This window comes from Streptomyces sp. NPDC058812, from assembly GCF_042744565.1.
Lineage (GTDB): Bacteria > Actinomycetota > Actinomycetes > Streptomycetales > Streptomycetaceae > Streptomyces > Streptomyces thinghirensis.
The window spans coordinates 132,973-149,824 of the sequence record NZ_JBHYOB010000011.1 but is presented as its reverse complement, the minus strand read 5'-3'; the positions used below and the strand labels follow the sequence as shown (position 1 = coordinate 149,824).

The window sequence follows — 16,852 nt, the reverse complement described above, 5'->3', positions numbered from 1 at the left end:
GGGGCGGTCCGCGGGTCAGGGCCGGGGCGGCCGGACTTCCGGGACGCCCGCGGGGCCGGCTGCGCGGATGGTCCCGGGCTGGGCTTCCCGGGCGTCCCCTGGAGCAGCTTCCGCCCGGCCTGCGGGGTCGGCCGTCGGGCGGCTGTCGGGGGCGGCTTCCGGGCGGACGCCGACGGCGACTTCCGGAAGTGGGCCGGGCCCGGCTGCCGGGATGCTCGACGGTGTCCGGCGGTGGCTTGCCGAGAGCGGGGCCGAACCGACGCCCGCGCGTGTGGCACAGGCCCTGCGGGAGCAGGGGCGGGTGCTCGGGGACGCCGAGATCCTCGGTGCCGCCGAGCAGCTGAGGTCGGAACTCGTCGGCAGCGGACCACTGGAACCGCTGCTCGCCGACCCGTCGGTGACCGACGTACTGGTGTCCGCCCCGGACCGGGTCTGGGTGGACCGGGGCGGCGGCCTTGAGCTGACGACGGTCTCCTTCCCGGACGCCGGTGCGGTACGGCGGCTCGCGCAGCGCCTCGCCACTGTCGCCGGGCGCCGGCTGGACGACGCCCGGCCGTGGGTGGACGCCCGGCTGCCCGACGGCACCCGGCTGCACGCGGTACTGCCTCCGGTAGCCGTCGGCTGCACGTGTCTGTCGCTACGGGTGGTACGGCCGCGCGCGTTCACCCTCGACGAACTCGCGGCGGCCGGCACCGTGCCGCCCGGCGGTGACCGCGTACTGCGCGCGCTGCTGGGAGCACGGCTGTCCTTCCTCGTCAGCGGTGGCACCGGCAGCGGCAAGACGACGCTGCTGAGCGCGCTGCTCGGGCTCATCGGACCGGACGAGCGCGTCGTGCTCGCCGAGGACTCGGGGGAGCTGCGGCCGGACCATCCGCACGTCGTCCGCCTGGAGACCAGACCCGCCAACCAGGAGGCCGCGGGCCTGGTGACCCTGGAGGACCTGGTGCGGCAGGCGCTGCGCATGCGCCCGGACCGGCTGGTCGTCGGCGAGGTGCGCGGGCCCGAAGTGGTCCATCTGCTCGCGGCGTTGAACACCGGCCACGAGGGCGGCTGCGGGACGGTGCACGCCAACGCCGCCGCCGACGTACCGGCCCGGCTGGAGGCGCTCGGCACAGCCGCGGGCCTCGACCGGGCGGCCCTGCACAGCCAGCTCGCGGCGGCCCTTTCGGTGGTCCTGCACTTGGTACGGGACAGGTCCGGACGACGCCGGATCGCCGAGGTGCACGTACTGGAGCGCGACCCGACGGGGCTGGTGCGGACGGTGCCGGCGCTGCGGTGGGGAGCGGAGGCCTTCGTGGCCGAACGCGGGTGGGAGCGGCTGCGGGAGCTGCTCTGCGGTGACGGGCTCGACATGCGAGCCGTTGGACGGGAGGCGTACAGGTGACGGGGACGGTTGAGCTGTCGACGGGCGTGGCCCTGGTCTGTCTGGGGGCGGCGGCGTGGCCGGCCGGGAGTGGGTGGCACTCCGGGGTGCGGCGTGCGCGGCTGGTGCTCGCCGAGGGCGGGGCGGCCGGCACCGGACCGCCCGCACTGCGCCGGGTGACCGACGCTCTGCGGCGTGTCCGTGGCCGGTTGCGGCCCGAGTGGTGGTCGTTCGGGGCCGGGCTGCTGCTGGCCGTGCTGGGCAGTTCGGTGCTGCCGGTCGTCGCGGGGGCGGCCGGGGTGCCGGTGCTGCGGCGGACACGGCTGGCCGGCCGGGCACGGCGGGCCCGGGAGCACCGGCAGGACGGGGTGATCGCGCTGTGCGGGGCGCTCGCCGGGGAGGTGCGCGCGGGGCGGCAGCCGGGCGAGGCGCTGCTGTGCGCCGCCCACGTCTCCGGAGGGCTCGGTGAAGCGCAGGCGGCGGTGCTGGCGGCGGCCCGGTTCGGAGGGGACGTCCCGGGGGCGTTCGCGGCGGCGGCGCGGCAGCCGGGTGCCGAGGGGCTGCGGGGGCTCGCGGCGTGCTGGTCGGTCGCCGTGGATCAGGGTGCCGGGCTGGCGGCCGGGCTCGATCGGCTGGAGGGCGCTCTACGCGCCGAACGGGACCAGCGCTCCGACCTACGAGCCCAGTTGGCGGGCGCTCGCGCCACGGCGGTGATGCTCGCCGGCCTGCCGGTCCTCGGGCTCCTGCTCGGCTTCGCCCTCGGAGCCGACCCGCTGCACGTGCTGCTGCACACCGGACCCGGGCTGGGTTGTCTGCTGGTCGGCGGGGTTCTGGAGGGCCTGGGCGTGTGGTGGGTGACGCGGATCGTGCGAGCGGCGGAGGCGGTGTCGTGAACGGGGACGTTGTCCACAGGCTGGGGGCGGTGGTGGGGACGGTGCTGGTCGCCGGATGGCTGGCGCGTGCGGTCGGGGCCGCGCGGCGGGAGCGGACGGTACGCAGGCGGCTCACCGCGCTGCTGACCCCGCGACCGGCCCGTACCGTCCCACGACGCGCCGAGGTGCTGGGCGCCGTGCGCGGATGGCTGCCGCTGGTGGGCACGGTGGGTGCCGGCTGGGCCCTGATCGGGGGCGGTGCCGGAGTCGTGGTGGGGCTGCTGGGCGCGGCAGCGCTGTGGCGTTGGCGCTCCCGACGGTCGGCTTCCGGTACGGCCGCGGCGGAGACCGTTGCCGCGGAAGCCGCCCGCCAGATGCCGTTGGCGGCCGATCTGCTGGCCGCGTGCATCGCGGCGGGTGCCGGACCGGTGGCCGCGGCCCAGGCGGTGGGCGACGCCCTCGGCGGACCCGTCGGAGACGCGTTGGGGCGCGGCGCCGCCGAGGTCCGGCTGGGCGGCGAACCGGGCGGATCCTGGCGGGGCTTGGCCGCGATTCCGGGCGCCGGGCCGCTGGCGCGGCTGCTGGAACGGGCCGACGTGTCCGGCCTGCCCGCGGCCGGCCCGGTCGCCAGGCTCGCCGCCCAGGCCCGTGCCGACTGGGGCCGCGCCACGACCGCCCGGGCCCGTCGGGCGGCCGTCATGGTCACCGCGCCGGTGGGGCTGTGCTTCCTGCCCGCGTTCATCGCGGTGGGCGTACTGCCGGTGGTGATCGGGCTCGCGGGCGAGGCGCTGGGAGACGGAGGAGGCGGCGGCTGACGGAACGGAGAGGGCGGGCGGGCGCCGGGCCCGCGAGTGAGTGACCGGCGACGGACGAGCAAGTGGCAACGGGAACGGACCTTACGGGGGTTGCGATGTATCAGGTGGTACGGGCACAGGTGGTACGGGCACGGCTGAGTGCCCTGGTGCGCGGAGCAGTACGGATGGCGCGGCGGGACGCGGGGATGGTCACCTCGGAGTACGCGATGGGGATCGTCGCGGCGGTGGCGTTCGCCGTGGTCCTCTACAAGGTGGTGACGAGCGGCGCGGTCAGCGCGGAGCTGCAGGGCATCGTGAAGCAGGCACTCGATGCGCGGATGTGAGCGGGCAGCGAGGGCGGGAGCCCGCAGAGGCTTCGTCGGCCGCTCCGACAGGGGGTTCGTGACGGCGGAGACGGCCGTGGTGCTGCCGGTGCTGGTGGTGTTCGCGATGGCGCTGGTGTATGGGCTGCTTGTGGTGGCCGCTCAGATCCAGTGCGTGGACGCGGCCCGGACGGGCGCCCGCGCGGCGGCCCGTCAGGATCCGGCCGACGCGGTCGCCGAGGTCACGAGAGAGGCGGCACCGCGCGGGGCGCGGGTCACGGTCAGCCGGGAGGCGGACCGGGTCCGTGTGACCGTGGTGGCCGAGCCACCGGCGTTGCACGGGCTGCCCTTCGAGGTCCGGGAGGAGGCCGTGGCTTTGGTGGAGCGGACGGTGGGGGCGGGGCCATGAGGGGCGGCGTCCTGCTCCGGTCGGGGACCGGCCGATGCGCTGGCGCCGGCTCGGGTGCCGGGTCGGGCTCGGGATCGGGCTTCGGCTCTGGTTCGGGCGCTGGCTCTGCCTTGGGCGTCGGCTCGGGCTCTGTCTTGGGCTTCGGCGCAGGCGCAGGCGCTGGCTCGGGCTCTGCCTGGGGCGCTGGCTCGGGCACTGGTTTCGGCTCGGACGCCGGCTTCGGCACTGGCTCCGGCTCGGGTACTGGCTCCGGCTCCGGCTCCGGAAGCGGTTCCGGCTTCGGAGGCGGCTCCGACAGAGGTTCCGCAACAGTCTGGAGCGTAGGCGCCGTCGCCATCCTGTGCCTGGTGTTCGGCATCGTGCTGGCCCTGGGTCAGGCCGTCGTGGCCCGGCATCGCGCGGCCGGCGGCGCCGATCTGGCGGCGCTCGCGGCGGCGGACCACTGGGCACGCGGCGGCACGGCCGCGTGTGCCAGGGCGGACCAGGTCGCGCGGGCCCAGGGGGCCCGGCTGGTGCGGTGCGTCCTCACTGGCCAGGTCTCGGACGTGACGGTGGCGTCGGGCCGAGGGCCGTTCGCGGCGGAGGTCCGGGCGAGAGCGGGGCCGGCGACGGATCTACCGGGGACGGGTGCCCCGCTGGGGGATGTCCCGGGGGAGGGCGTCTCGCTGGGTGGTGCCCCGGGGGTGGGTGACCCGGGGGCGGGTGTCCCGCTGGGTGGTGTCCCAGGGACGGGTGCCCCGCTGGGTGGTGTCCCAGGGACGGGTGCCCCGCTGGGTGGTGCCCCAGAGACGGGTGCCCCGCTGGCTGGTGCCCCGGCGACCGATGTCCCGGCGACCGGGGCCCCGCCGAGCGGGCTCACGGCGGGGGTTCCGCCTACCCGGCCTCCGTACCGGCCGACTCCGGCCCGGCGGCGGGACTCACCTCCGGATCCGACCCCGGATCCGACCCCGGATCCGACCCCGGATCCGACCCCGGATCCGTCCTCGGACCCGTCCTTGTCTCCGCGCCTCGGCCCGCGTCCCCCTCCGCCGCTCCCCGCAACAGCACCGTGAGCAGCCGTACGGCCCCCCGCTTGTGCAGCGGCTCGTTGCCGTTGCCGCACTTGGGGGACTGGATGCAGGACGGGCAGCCGGCGTCGCACTCGCAGGAGGCGATGGCCTCCCGGGTGGCCGTGAGCCAGTCGCGGGCCGTGTGGAAGGCGCGCTCGGCGAAGCCCGCGCCGCCGGGGTGGCCGTCGTAGACGAAGACCGTCGGGAGCAGTGTGTCGGGGTGCAGGGGAACCGACACGCCGCCGATGTCCCAGCGGTCGCAGGTCGCGAACAGGGGTAGCAAGCCGATCGAGGCGTGCTCGGCGGCGTGCAGGGCTCCGCCGAGGATCTCCGGGTTGATCCGGGCAGCGTCCAGCTGGTCCTCGGTGACCGTCCACCACACCGCGCGGGTGCGCAGCGTCCGAGGGGGGAGGTCCAGCTTCGTCTCACCCAGGACCTCGCCGGTGATGAGGCGTCGGCGCAGGAAGGAGACCACTTGGTTGGTGACCTCGACGGAGCCGTAGCACAGGCGCCCGTCGCCCCAGGGGACCTCGATGTCGGTCTCCAGGACCGAGATCGCCGTCGTGTCGCGGGCGACCGTCGAGTAGGCGGGTGTGGCCTCCTCGACCAGCGCGACGGAGTCCTCCAGGTCGAGGGAGCGGACGAGATACGTGCGGCCCTGGTGGAGGTGTACGGCGCCCTCGTGGACCGTCGTGTGGGCGGCGCCGGCGTCCACCGTGCCCAGCAGTCGGCCCGTCCCGGCCTCGACGACCTGGACCGGCCGTCCGCCCTCCCCGCGGATGTCGGTCAGGTCGGCGGCCCTCTCCCGGCGCGTCCAGTGCCAGGCCCGCGTCCGGCGGCGCAGCAACCCGGCCGCCTCCAACTGGGGGAGCAACTCCTCGCAGGCGGGGCCGAACAGCGTCAGGTCATCGTCGGTCAGGGGCAGCTCGGCCGCCGCCGCGCACAGGTGGGGGGCGAGGACGTACGGGTTGTCGGGGTCGAGGACCGTGGACTCCACGGGCTGGTCGAACAGGGCCTCGGGGTGGTGGACGAGGAAGGTGTCCAGCGGATCGTCGCGGGCCACCAGCACCGCGAGGGCTCCCTGCCCGGACCGCCCCGCCCGGCCCGCCTGCTGCCACAGAGAGGCCCGGGTGCCCGGGTAGCCGGCGATCACCACGGCGTCCAGGCCGGAGATGTCGAGGCCGAGTTCGAGGGCGTTCGTCGCCGCGAGGCCGAGGAGTTCGCCGGAGTGGAGGGCCCGTTCCAGGGCGCGGCGCTCCTCGGGGAGGTAGCCGCCGCGGTAGGCCGCGACGCGCCCGGGCAGCGAGCGGTCGACCTCGGCCAGACGTTCCTTGGCGATCACCGAGATCAGCTCGGCGCCACGCCGGGAGCGTACGAAGGTGATCGACCGCATCCCCTGCACGGTGAGGTCGGTGAGCAGGTCGGCGGCCTCGGCGGTGGCCGTGCGGCGGACCGGCGCGCCCTTCTCGCCCTCCAGCTCGGTCAGTGGCGGCTCCCAGAGGGCGAACACCAGTTCACCGCGCGGTGAGGCGTCGTCGGCGACCTCGACCACCGGCAGGCCGGTGAGCCGGCGGGCCGCCACCGAGGGCTCTGCGGCGGTGGCGGAGGCGAGCAGGAAGACGGGCGACGCGCCGTAGCGGGCGCACAGTCGGCGCAATCTGCGCAGCACCTGGGCGACATGGGAACCGAAGACGCCCCGGTAGGTGTGGCACTCGTCGATGACGACGTACTTCAGCGACTTCAGGAAGGAGGACCAGCGGGGGTGGGACGGCAGGATGCCGCGGTGCAGCATGTCCGGGTTGGTCAGCACGTAGGTGCCGTACTGGCGGATCCACTCGCGTTCCTCGAACGGCGTGTCGCCGTCGTACACCGCGGTCCGCACTGATGTGCCCAGAGGCTGTGAAAGTTCCTTCACGGACCGGCACTGGTCGGCGGCCAGCGCCTTGGTCGGAGCCAGGTAGAGGGCGGTGGCGCCGCGCCCGTTGGGGGCCTCGGATCCGTCCAGGAGCGTCGACAGCACCGGCACCAGATACGCCAGGGACTTGCCGGAGGCGGTGCCCGTGGCGACGACCACCGAGTCGCCGTCCAGGGCGTGCTCGGCCACGCGTGCCTGGTGGGCCCAGGGGTGTTCGATGCCCGCGGCCCGCACCGCCGCGAGGACCTCTGGTCGAATCCGGTCCGGCCAGACGGCATGACGGCCCGCACGCGGGGGCAAGTGCTCCGTATGAGTGATGCGCGCAGCCCGGCTCGGTCCCGCGGCGAGCCGGTCCAGGAGCATGCCCGGTTCCGGCCTGGAGCCGGGCTCCGCCGGGGGTCGATCGGTTCGGTGATTCTTGGCCATCGGCACCGAGTCTGTCACCGGCGTGACGGACAATGGGACCAAGGCGTCGTGCACGCCTGCCGGTAAGTGATTGAATGCCATCGCGGCTGGCGAACCGTCCTGGGGGCTTCAAGCCGAGGTGTCCCGAAGGGCGACCCGCTCGATAGCAAGGTGCTGGAGGATCCGTGGACCTGTCCCTGTCGACCCGTACCGTCGGCGATCGTACGGTCGTCGAGGTCGGTGGCGAAATTGACGTATACACCGCGCCCAAGCTGCGTGAGCAGCTGGTCGAGCTCGTGAACGACGGGAGTTTCCACCTCGTCGTCGACATGGAGGGCGTGGACTTCCTCGACTCCACCGGGCTCGGCGTGCTGGTCGGCGGACTGAAGCGGGTGCGTGCCCATGAGGGCTCGCTGCGCCTGGTCTGCAACCAGGAGCGCATTCTCAAGATCTTCCGTATCACCGGCCTCACCAAGGTGTTCCCCATTCACACCTCGGTCGAGGAAGCGGTGGCGGCCACCGACTGACGACCGGTTCCGGGCCCCTGGGCCCGGGACGGCAAGAGAACAAGGGGGGTCCGGGCTGTCGGCGGCCCGGACCCTCGTAAGCACGCCCGTAGTTCCGAGGGGGATGCATGGCCACCGTTGAACTCCGCTTCAGCGCGCTGCCCGAGCATGTCCGCACCGCCCGTCTGGTGGCGGCGGCGGTGGCACGCAGGGCCGGAGTGGACGAGGCCGTCCTCGACGAGGTCAGGCTCGCCGTCGGCGAGGCCTGCACCCGGGCTGTGGGTCTGCATCAGCACGTCGGCATCACGGCGCCGGTCAAGGTGTCGCTGATCGAGGAGGAGAAGCAGTTCTCCATCGAGGTCGGCGACGAGGCGCCGCACGCGGTACCCGGGGCCGGAAACCCGGGCACCGCCGCGGACGCGCTGGAGGCCGAGGAGGACGAGATGGGTCTCGCGGTCATCAGCGGACTCGTCGACGACGTGGAGGTCACGGCCGGCGAGGAAGGCGGACTGATCCGCATGACCTGGCCGACCGCGCCGGCGGTGCTGCCGCCGGTCTGACACCCACTTCGGCTCCCCGAAGTCACGCACTTCGACCCCCCGAAGTCACCTGCTTCACCTGCTTCACCTGCTTCACCCGAAGGGCCCTACCTCGTAGGGCCCTTCGTCATGTGCGGAAGTCGAGGTCCACGCATACAGTGGTGCCGAGCGGGCGTTAAGTGAATTCATTCACGATCAGTCGTGCGGTCAATCGCGCGGAAAAAGGATCACGGCGTTAATGCCGGAAGGGCATTACTACTTCTGGGCCCCTTGTGGTTGACAGGCCAATTCCTTTTGTCGTGCACTGTTTTGATCAGGTTCCGGTACCTACAATCCCGTCCACATCTTGAGCTCAGCCCAAGCGTCAAGGAGGACGAATGGCGGAGCTTTCCACCCCTCATCAGTTGGGCGATGCCTCGACCATCGCAGCCGCCGTACTGACCGACTCGAACCGCGCCCTGGTCGCGGTCATCGCGGTCGTCGCGCTGGCCGCGCTGGTGCTCGCGGGTGTCCTGGTGCGCCAGGTACTCGCGGCGGGCGAGGGAACCGACAGCATGAAGAAGATCGCGGCGGCCATCCAGGAAGGCGCGAACGCCTACCTGGCCAGGCAGCTTCGCACGCTCGGCGTATTCGCCGTCATCGTGTTCTTTCTGCTCATGCTGCTGCCCGCGGACGACTGGAATCAACGTGCCGGACGATCGATCTTCTTCCTGATCGGCGCGGCGTTCTCCGCGGCCACCGGCTATATCGGCATGTGGCTCGCGGTACGCAGCAATGTGCGCGTCGCCGCGGCGGCGCGGGAAGCGACACCGGCCCCCGGCGAACCGGAAAAGGATCTCACCCTCGTCTCGCACAAAGCCACGAAGATCGCATTTCGCACGGGCGGCGTGGTCGGCATGTTCACGGTGGGGCTCGGCCTGCTGGGCGCCTGCTGCGTGGTGCTGGTGTACGCGGCCGACGCGCCGAAGGTGCTGGAGGGCTTCGGCCTCGGTGCCGCGCTGATCGCGATGTTCATGCGAGTCGGCGGCGGCATCTTCACCAAGGCCGCCGACGTCGGCGCCGACCTGGTCGGCAAGGTCGAGAAGGGCATCCCGGAGGACGATCCGCGCAATGCCGCGACCATCGCCGACAACGTGGGCGACAACGTCGGCGACTGCGCGGGCATGGCGGCCGACCTCTTCGAGTCGTACGCCGTGACCCTGGTGGCCGCGCTGATCCTCGGCAAGGTGGCCTTCGGCGACGCGGGACTGGCGTTCCCGCTGCTGGTGCCGGCGATCGGCGTGATCACGGCCATGATCGGCATCTTCGCGGTGGCGCCCCGGCGGTCCGACCGCAGCGGCATGAGCGCGATCAACCGGGGCTTCTTCATCTCCGCGGTGATCTCGCTGGTGCTGGTGGCGGTGGCCGTCTTCGTCTACCTGCCCGGGAAGTACTCGGAGCTGGACGGCGTCACCGACGCGGCGATCGCCGGCCGGGACGGCGATCCGCGGGTCCTCGCGCTCGTCGCGGTGGCGATCGGCATCGTGCTCGCCGCGCTGATCCAGCAGCTCACCGGTTACTTCACCGAAACCACCCGGCGCCCGGTCAAGGACATCGGCAAGAGTTCGCTCACGGGGCCCGCCACCGTCGTCCTGGCCGGCATCTCCATCGGTCTCGAATCCGCCGTCTACACCGCCCTGTTGATCGGTCTCGGCGTCTACGGGGCCTTCCTGCTCGGCGGTACGTCGATCATGCTGGCGCTGTTCGCGGTGGCGCTGGCCGGCACCGGCCTGCTCACCACGGTCGGTGTGATCGTCGCCATGGACACCTTCGGGCCGGTCTCCGACAACGCGCAGGGCATCGCCGAGATGTCCGGCGACGTCGAGGGCGCCGGCGCCCAGGTGCTCACCGACCTGGACGCGGTCGGCAACACCACCAAGGCCATCACCAAGGGCATCGCGATCGCCACCGCCGTCCTGGCGGCGGCGGCCCTGTTCGGGTCGTACCGCGACGCCATCACCACCGGCGCGGCGGACGTGGGCGAGAAACTCAGCGGCGAGGGAGCGCCGATGAGCCTGATGATGGACATCTCGCAGCCCAACAACCTGGTCGGGCTCATCGCGGGCGCGGCGGTCGTCTTCCTCTTCTCGGGGCTGGCGATCAACGCGGTGTCGCGGTCGGCGGGCGCGGTGGTCTACGAGGTGCGGCGGCAGTTCCGGGAGCGTCCCGGAATCATGGACTACACCGAGAAACCGGAGTACGGCAAGGTCGTCGACATCTGCACCAGGGACGCCCTGCGTGAACTCGCCACGCCCGGGCTGCTCGCCGTGATGGCGCCCATCTTCATCGGGTTCACGCTCGGCGTGGGCGCGCTCGGCGCGTTCCTGGCCGGCGCGATCGGCGCGGGCACGCTGATGGCGGTGTTCCTCGCCAACTCCGGTGGTGCCTGGGACAACGCCAAGAAACTCGTCGAGGACGGTCACCACGGCGGCAAGGGCAGCGAGGCCCACGCCGCCACCGTCATCGGCGACACGGTCGGCGACCCGTTCAAGGACACCGCGGGTCCGGCGATCAACCCCCTGCTCAAGGTCATGAACCTGGTGGCGCTGCTCATCGCGCCGGCGGTCATCAAGTTCTCCTACGGCGCCGACAAGAGCGTAGGCGTACGGATCGCGATCGCCGTCCTCGCGTTCGTCGTCATCGCCGCGGCGGTCTACGTCTCCAAGCGGCGCGGAATCGCCATGGGTGACGAGGACGACGCCGACCGGGACCCCAAGTCAGCCGATCCGGCGGTGGTTTCGTAGGTCTCAGCCAGGAGCCTCGTCACAGGCGCAGGACAAAGAGTGGGCGGACGGCGCGTATTGACGCGTCGTCCGCCCGCGTCGTGCGTGCGTGCGCCCCTCACCGTGAGCCTTCTCTCTCTTGGTGCAAATGGCTGCAATACGGTCTTAATGGATGTTCGTCCTGCGAGTGTCCCCCATCCGGCGTGTATGTTCCGGGGCCGAGAGCCATGGAAGGGACCAATCCGGTGAACAAGAAGCTCGCGGCCGCACTGTCCGGCGGTGCGGTACTGGTACTGGCGCTGACGGGATGCAGCAGCAGCGACGACAACGACAAGCTGGACTCCTGGGCGAAGGAGGTCTGCGACGCGGTGAAGCCGCAGGCCACGAAGATCGAGGCGGCCAACGCGGCGATCCAGAAGGAGACCTCGGACAACAGCACGCCGGTCGAGGTCCAGAAGACCGACGCCAAGGCGTTCCAGGACATGTCCGACGCCTACAAGGCGATGGGCACCGCCGTCCAGAAGGCCGGAGCCCCGGACGTCGAGGACGGCGAGAAGAAGCAGAAGGACGCGGTCACCGAGCTCAACGGCCTCTCCTCGTCGTACGCCTCCCTGAGGAAGCAGGTGGAGGACCTCGACACCAAGGACCAGGCGAAGTTCGCCGACGGCCTCAAGGACATCGCCACCGAGCTGAACAAGCTCAGCAAGAGCGGCAACGACGCGCTGAAGACCCTGGAGGAGGGCGACGTCGGCCAGGCGATGGCCAAGCAGGAGAGCTGCAAGTCGGCCTCGGTGACGCCGTCGGCCGCGGCCGGCTGACCTCTGCCGCACGGGGGCGGGGCGGGGGACGCGGGGCCACAATGGGGGTGTGAGTAACGCCAGCCTGTTGTCCCCCCTGCCCTCCGCCGACCGTCCCGACGTCACCGCCCGGTTGCGGGACGCCCTGCTCGGGGCCTCCTTCACCGCCGACGGACTGCTGGAGCTGCTCGGCGCCCCCGCCTACGCGGCGCTGTCGCGCAGCGAGACCGTGCCCGCGCTGCGGGCCACCCGCGGCGACACGCCGCTCGAACTGCTCGTACGGCTGTTCCTGCTCCAGCAACCCGTGCTCCGCGCGCGCGTGGCCGACGTCCTGCCCGTCGACGCCTGCCTGGAGAGCGGGTGGCTCGTCCGCGCGGGCGACGACGAGGTGGCGGCCACCGCGGACGTACGGCCGTACGGCGGGCCCGGCGGCGAGGACTGGTTCATCGTGTCCGACCTGGGCTGCGCGGTCGGTGGCGCCGGTGGCATCGGCAATCGCGCCGAGGGCGTCGTCCTCGGAGTCGGCGGCGCCTCCATGACGCTGGCCGGCCTCACCGTCCGTACGCCCGTCTCCGCAGCCCTCGACCTCGGCACCGGCTCCGGCATCCAGGCACTGCACGCCGCCCGGCACGCCACGCGTGTGACGGCGACCGACCTCAACCCGCGCGCGCTGCACATCACCGCGCTCACGCTCGCCCTGTCCGGGGCCCCGGCCGCCGAGCTGCGCGAGGGCTCGCTCTACGAGCCGATCGAGGACGACGAGACGTACGACCTGATCGTCTCCAACCCGCCGTTCGTGATCTCGCCCGGCGCCCGCCTCACCTACCGCGACGGCGGAATGGGCGGGGACGATCTGTGCCGCTCGCTCGTTCAGCAGACGGGGGAGCGCCTGAACGACGGCGGGTTCGCGCACTTCCTCGCCAACTGGCAGCACGTGGAGGGGGAGGACTGGACGGACCGGCTGCGCTCCTGGGTGCCGCGCGGCTGCGACGCCTGGATCGTGCAGCGCGAGGTGCAGGACGTCACGCAGTACGCCGAGCTGTGGCTCAGGGACGCGGGCGACCACCGCGCCGACGCGGCCGAGTACCAGGCGCGGTACGACGCGTGGCTGGACGAGTTCGAGACACGCAAGGTCAAGGCCGTCGGCTTCGGCTGGATCACCCTGCGCCGGACCGGGTCCGACGAGCCCTCGATCACCACCGAGGAGTGGCCGCACCCGATCGAGCAGCCGCTCGGCGAGACGGTGCGCGCGCACTTCGACCGCGTCGACTATCTGCGCGCCCACGACGACGCCGCCCTCCTCGAGGCGCACTTCACACTGGCCGGCGAGGTCGTCCAGGAGCAGGTCGGGCTGCCCGGCGCCGAGGACCCGGAGCACGTCGTCCTGCGCCAGAACCGCGGCATGCGCCGGGCCACCCGGGTCGACACGGTCGGCGCCGGTTTCGCGGGCGTCTGCGACGGGACCATGAGCGCGGGCCGCATCCTGGACGCCATCGCCCAGCTGGTGGGCGAGGACCCGGTGGCGTTGCGCGACCGCACGCCCGCCCAGATCCGGCTGCTGGTGGAGCAGGGGTTCCTCGAACCGGCGTAGAGACGCGTCGGCGGAGGGCGCCGTACGGGAGAAACGAGCCACGGGCAGGGCCGCACCGAGTCCGTCGGCTCCCCGTTCACCTGGGGTTCGCCTGTCCGCCGCCCGTGCGTGACAGCCTCCCGGAGGCTGGACACTCGCGGGTTGGAGAAAAGGGGCACGGGGACCATGGAAAGCGGGCCGGCGATCTTCGCGGGAATGGTGTTCGCCCTGTTCGGGGCCGGTCTGCTGGTGTGGACCGCGACGCGGGTCCGGCACGGCCGGCCTGTCGCGCACGGTGTGAGCCCCGTCGCATCGGCGACCGTCGCGAGCGTCGCCGCAGTGGTCGCTCTCGCCCTCGGGGCATGGTGCCTGACGCACGTGTGAGAGGCCGGTTCCGGCCCCCGGCCGCACCCCCGCCCGAGTAATCGGGGGATCGCGCTCCGGATACACGCATCAGGGCCGGTAAACACTCCGGGCGGCAGGAACAGGGTTCGTCGGGTTACCGTTCGAGTGGCCGTTGCGGGCTTTTCCCGTTTGACACGGGGGCGGGAGGTACCGTCACACTCCGCAGCGTCACGACCGAAGCGCAGCACGACCCGACCCCGGGAGCACTGCCTGGGGACGCCCCAGCGTCGACCGGAGAGAAGAGCGAAGTTGTCCCCGACCAGCGAGACCGCGAACGGCGGCCGCCGACTCGTCATCGTCGAGTCGCCTGCCAAGGCGAAGACGATCAAGGGCTATCTCGGCCCTGGCTACGTCGTCGAGGCGAGCGTCGGGCACATCCGCGACCTTCCCAGCGGCGCGGCGGAGGTGCCCGAGAAGTACACCGGCGAGGTCCGCCGCCTCGGTGTGGACGTCGAACACGACTTCCAGCCGATCTATGTGGTCAACGCTGACAAGAAGGCGCAGGTCAGAAAGCTCAAGGACCTGCTGAAGGACTCCGACGAGCTCTTCCTCGCCACCGATGAGGACCGCGAGGGCGAGGCCATCGCCTGGCACCTCCAGGAAGTCCTCAAGCCGAAGATCCCGGTCAAGCGCATGGTGTTCCACGAGATCACCAAGGACGCGATCCGCGCCGCCGTCGCCAACCCGCGCGAGCTGAACCAGAAGCTCGTCGACGCCCAGGAGACCCGCCGCATCCTCGACCGTCTCTACGGCTACGAGGTCTCGCCGGTCCTGTGGAAGAAGGTCATGCCGAAGCTCTCGGCAGGCCGCGTCCAGTCCGTCGCCACGCGCCTCGTGGTCGAGCGGGAACGCGAGCGCATGGCGTTCCGTTCCGCCGAGTACTGGGACCTGACGGGCACCTTCGCGACCGGCCGCGCGGGGGACGCCTCCGACCCGTCGTCGCTGGTCGCCCGCCTCCAGACCGTCGACGGACGGCGGGTCGCGCAGGGCCGCGACTTCGACTCCCTGGGGCAGATCAAGAGCGCGAACACCCTCCACCTCGACGAGGCGAACGCCCGCGCGCTCGCCGCCGCGCTGGAGAACACGCGCTTCGCCGTCCGCTCCGTCGAGTCCAAGCCGTACCGCCGCTCGCCGTACGCCCCGTTCCGTACGACGACGCTGCAGCAGGAAGCTTCGAGGAAGCTCGGCTTCGGCGCCAAGGCGACCATGCAGATCGCCCAGAAGCTGTACGAGAACGGCTACATCACCTACATGCGTACGGACTCGACGACCCTGAGCGACACGGCGGTCACCGCCGCCCGCGCCCAGGTCACGCAGCTGTACGGCGCCGACTACCTGCCCGCCCAGCCGCGGACGTACGCCGGCAAGGTCAAGAACGCGCAGGAGGCGCACGAGGCGATCCGCCCCTCGGGCGACCGTTTCCGTACGCCCGCCGAGACCGGTCTGACCGGCGACCAGTTCAAGCTGTACGAGCTGATCTGGAAGCGGACCGTCGCCTCCCAGATGAAGGACGCGACCGGCAACAGCGTGACCGTGAAGATCGGCGGCGCGGCCTCCGACGGCCGGGACGTCGAGTTCAGCGCGTCCGGCAAGACGATCACCTTCCACGGCTTCCTGAAGGCCTACGTCGAGGGCGCCGACGACCCGAACGCCGAGCTGGACGACCGCGAGCGCCGGCTGCCGCAGGTCGCCCAGGGCGACGCGCTGACGGCCGAGGAGATCACGGTCGACGGCCACGCCACCAAGCCGCCGGCCCGCTACACCGAGGCGTCGCTGGTCAAGGAGCTGGAAGAGCGCGAGATCGGCCGCCCTTCGACGTACGCGTCGATCATCGGCACGATCCTGGACCGCGGCTACGTCTTCAAGAAGGGCACGGCCCTCGTCCCGTCCTTCCTGTCGTTCGCCGTGGTCAACCTCCTGGAGAAGCACTTCGGGCGGCTCGTCGACTACGGCTTCACCGCCGAGATGGAGGACGACCTCGACGCCATCGCCCGCGGCGAGGCCCAGGCCGTGCCGTGGCTGCGGCGCTTCTACTTCGGCGAAGGCGCGGGCAACGGCGGCGCGGCCGACGCCGGCAACGGCGACGGGGACCACCTCGGCGGCCTCAAGGAGCTGGTGACCGACCTCGGCGCGATCGACGCGCGCGAGGTGTCGTCCTTCCCCGTCGGCAACGACATCGTGCTGCGCGTCGGGCGCTACGGTCCGTACATCGAGCGCGGCGAGAAGGACTCCGAGAACCACCAGCGCGCCGACGTCCCCGAGGACCTGGCGCCGGACGAGCTGTCCGTCGAGCTGGCGGAGGAACTGCTCGCCAAGCCGAGCGGCGACTTCGAGCTGGGCACCGACCCGGCCACCGGCCACGCCATCGTCGCCAAGGACGGCCGTTACGGCCCGTACGTCACCGAGGTGCTTCCCGAGGGCACCCCGAAGACCGGCAAGAACGCCGTGAAGCCGCGTACGGCCTCGCTGTTCAAGTCGATGGCGCTGGACACGGTCACCCTGGACGACGCCCTGAAGCTCATGTCGCTGCCGCGTGTCGTCGGCGCCGACGCCGAAGGCGTCGAGATCACCGCGCAGAACGGCCGCTACGGCCCGTACCTGAAGAAGGGCACGGACTCGCGGTCCCTCACCTCCGAGGAGCAGCTCTTCACGATCACGCTGGAGGAGGCGCTGGCGATCTACGCCCAGCCCAAGCAGCGTGGCCGGGCCGCGGCCAAGCCGCCGCTGAAGGAGCTGGGCACCGACCCGGTCAGCGAGAAGCCGGTCGTGGTCAAGGACGGCCGCTTCGGCGCGTACGTCACCGACGGCGAGACCAACGCGACCCTGCGCTCCGGCGACAGCGTCGAGGAGATCACGCCGGAGCGCGGTTACGAGCTGCTCGCCGAGAAGCGTGCCAAGGGGCCCGCCAAGAAGACGGCGAAGAAGGCCGCCGCGAAGAAGGCCCCGGCCAAGAAGGCGACGGCGAAGAAGACCGCGGCCAAGAAGACGGCGGCGGCCAAGACGACGGCCGCGAAGAAGACCACGGCCAAGACCGCCACCAAGACGGCCACCAAGAAGACGGCCACCAAGAAGGCGACCGCGTCGAAGACTTCGGAGGACTGACCTCCTCTCCTCGACGCTTCGCGGACTCTTCCGCAGTGTTC

Annotated in this window: 13 protein-coding genes and 1 pseudogene; 13 read left to right on the top strand and 1 reads right to left on the bottom strand. The window is 72.0% G+C overall.

Translation table 11 applies throughout. The annotated features are described in order from the left end of the window. The first annotated feature begins 211 nt into the window (after nucleotides 1-211). The 6 genes and pseudogenes from ACFW48_RS23485 to ACFW48_RS23460 form a co-directional block, all read left to right on the top strand. Complete coding sequence (locus ACFW48_RS23485; protein WP_386317557.1) at nucleotides 212-1,384, top strand: TadA family conjugal transfer-associated ATPase; 1,173 nt, start codon at nucleotides 212-214, stop codon at nucleotides 1,382-1,384. Further along, nucleotides 1,381-2,256, top strand: coding sequence for a type II secretion system F family protein (locus ACFW48_RS23480; RefSeq protein ID WP_386317555.1), 876 nt, complete (start codon nucleotides 1,381-1,383; stop codon nucleotides 2,254-2,256). Before ACFW48_RS23485 ends, ACFW48_RS23480 begins: the two co-directional genes overlap by 4 nt. Next, on the top strand, nucleotides 2,253-3,050 hold the full coding sequence (locus ACFW48_RS23475) for a type II secretion system F family protein (RefSeq protein WP_386317553.1): 798 nt from the start codon (nucleotides 2,253-2,255) through the stop codon (nucleotides 3,048-3,050). The genes ACFW48_RS23480 and ACFW48_RS23475 overlap by 4 nt, the downstream gene beginning before the upstream one ends. Before the next feature lie 95 nt (nucleotides 3,051-3,145). Beyond that, entirely contained in the window at nucleotides 3,146-3,373 is a 228-nt protein-coding gene (locus ACFW48_RS23470) for a DUF4244 domain-containing protein (RefSeq protein ID WP_386317551.1), read from the top strand. Next, nucleotides 3,360-3,761, top strand: a complete 402-nt coding sequence (locus ACFW48_RS23465) for a TadE family type IV pilus minor pilin (RefSeq protein WP_386317549.1) — start codon at nucleotides 3,360-3,362, stop codon at nucleotides 3,759-3,761. Before ACFW48_RS23470 ends, ACFW48_RS23465 begins: the two co-directional genes overlap by 14 nt. 287 nt (nucleotides 3,762-4,048) lie before the next feature. Continuing rightward, nucleotides 4,049-4,381 (top strand): annotated as a pseudogene (locus ACFW48_RS23460) (Rv3654c family TadE-like protein); the annotation flags it as partial. 253 nt (nucleotides 4,382-4,634) lie between these two features. On the opposite strand, the gene ACFW48_RS23455 reads toward ACFW48_RS23460, so the two are convergent. Continuing rightward, a complete protein-coding gene (locus ACFW48_RS23455; RefSeq protein ID WP_386317547.1) occupies nucleotides 4,635-7,232 on the bottom strand; it encodes a DEAD/DEAH box helicase in 2,598 nt (865 codons plus the stop codon). An 83-nt stretch (nucleotides 7,233-7,315) separates the two neighbouring features. On the opposite strand from ACFW48_RS23455, the gene bldG reads away from it, so the two are divergent. From bldG to topA, 7 genes are all read left to right on the top strand, one after another. Then, the gene (gene bldG / locus ACFW48_RS23450) at nucleotides 7,316-7,657 is read left to right on the top strand and encodes an anti-sigma factor antagonist BldG (RefSeq protein WP_003975386.1); all 342 of its coding nucleotides are present in this window, start codon (nucleotides 7,316-7,318) and stop codon (nucleotides 7,655-7,657) included. Nucleotides 7,658-7,764: 107 nt separating this feature from the next. Further along, nucleotides 7,765-8,196, top strand: coding sequence for an ATP-binding protein (locus tag ACFW48_RS23445; protein WP_386317546.1), 432 nt, complete (start codon nucleotides 7,765-7,767; stop codon nucleotides 8,194-8,196). A gap of 356 nt (nucleotides 8,197-8,552) precedes the next feature. After that, nucleotides 8,553-10,958, top strand: coding sequence for a sodium-translocating pyrophosphatase (locus ACFW48_RS23440; protein ID WP_386317544.1), 2,406 nt, complete (start codon nucleotides 8,553-8,555; stop codon nucleotides 10,956-10,958). Nucleotides 10,959-11,164: 206 nt separating this feature from the next. Then, nucleotides 11,165-11,755: a small secreted protein gene (locus tag ACFW48_RS23435; RefSeq protein WP_386317542.1), complete on the top strand. Its 591-nt coding sequence runs from the start codon at nucleotides 11,165-11,167 to the stop codon at nucleotides 11,753-11,755. Nucleotides 11,756-11,804: 49 nt separating this feature from the next. Continuing rightward, nucleotides 11,805-13,325, top strand: a complete 1,521-nt coding sequence (locus ACFW48_RS23430) for a methyltransferase (RefSeq protein ID WP_386317540.1) — start codon at nucleotides 11,805-11,807, stop codon at nucleotides 13,323-13,325. Between the two features lie 165 nt (nucleotides 13,326-13,490). Continuing rightward, nucleotides 13,491-13,688: a hypothetical protein gene (locus ACFW48_RS23425; protein WP_386317538.1), complete on the top strand. Its 198-nt coding sequence runs from the start codon at nucleotides 13,491-13,493 to the stop codon at nucleotides 13,686-13,688. Between the two features lie 270 nt (nucleotides 13,689-13,958). Continuing rightward, the gene (gene topA, locus ACFW48_RS23420) at nucleotides 13,959-16,811 is read left to right on the top strand and encodes a type I DNA topoisomerase (protein WP_386317536.1); all 2,853 of its coding nucleotides are present in this window, start codon (nucleotides 13,959-13,961) and stop codon (nucleotides 16,809-16,811) included. Nucleotides 16,812-16,852 lie beyond the last annotated feature (41 nt).

Excerpts from the sequence above, each read along its gene's own strand:
- ACFW48_RS23485 (WP_386317557.1), top strand. The coding sequence starts at position 212 with ATGCTCGACGGTGTCCGGCGGTGGCTTGCCGAGAGCGGGGCCGAACCG.
- ACFW48_RS23470 (WP_386317551.1), top strand. The coding sequence starts at position 3,146 with ATGTATCAGGTGGTACGGGCACAGGTGGTACGGGCACGGCTGAGTGCC.
- ACFW48_RS23465 (WP_386317549.1), top strand. The coding sequence starts at position 3,360 with ATGCGCGGATGTGAGCGGGCAGCGAGGGCGGGAGCCCGCAGAGGCTTC.
- ACFW48_RS23455 (WP_386317547.1), bottom strand. The coding sequence starts at position 7,232 with ATGGCATTCAATCACTTACCGGCAGGCGTGCACGACGCCTTGGTCCCA.
- ACFW48_RS23445 (WP_386317546.1), top strand. The coding sequence starts at position 7,765 with ATGGCCACCGTTGAACTCCGCTTCAGCGCGCTGCCCGAGCATGTCCGC.
- ACFW48_RS23440 (WP_386317544.1), top strand. The coding sequence starts at position 8,553 with ATGGCGGAGCTTTCCACCCCTCATCAGTTGGGCGATGCCTCGACCATC.
- ACFW48_RS23435 (WP_386317542.1), top strand. The coding sequence starts at position 11,165 with ATGGAAGGGACCAATCCGGTGAACAAGAAGCTCGCGGCCGCACTGTCC.
- ACFW48_RS23425 (WP_386317538.1), top strand. The coding sequence starts at position 13,491 with ATGGAAAGCGGGCCGGCGATCTTCGCGGGAATGGTGTTCGCCCTGTTC.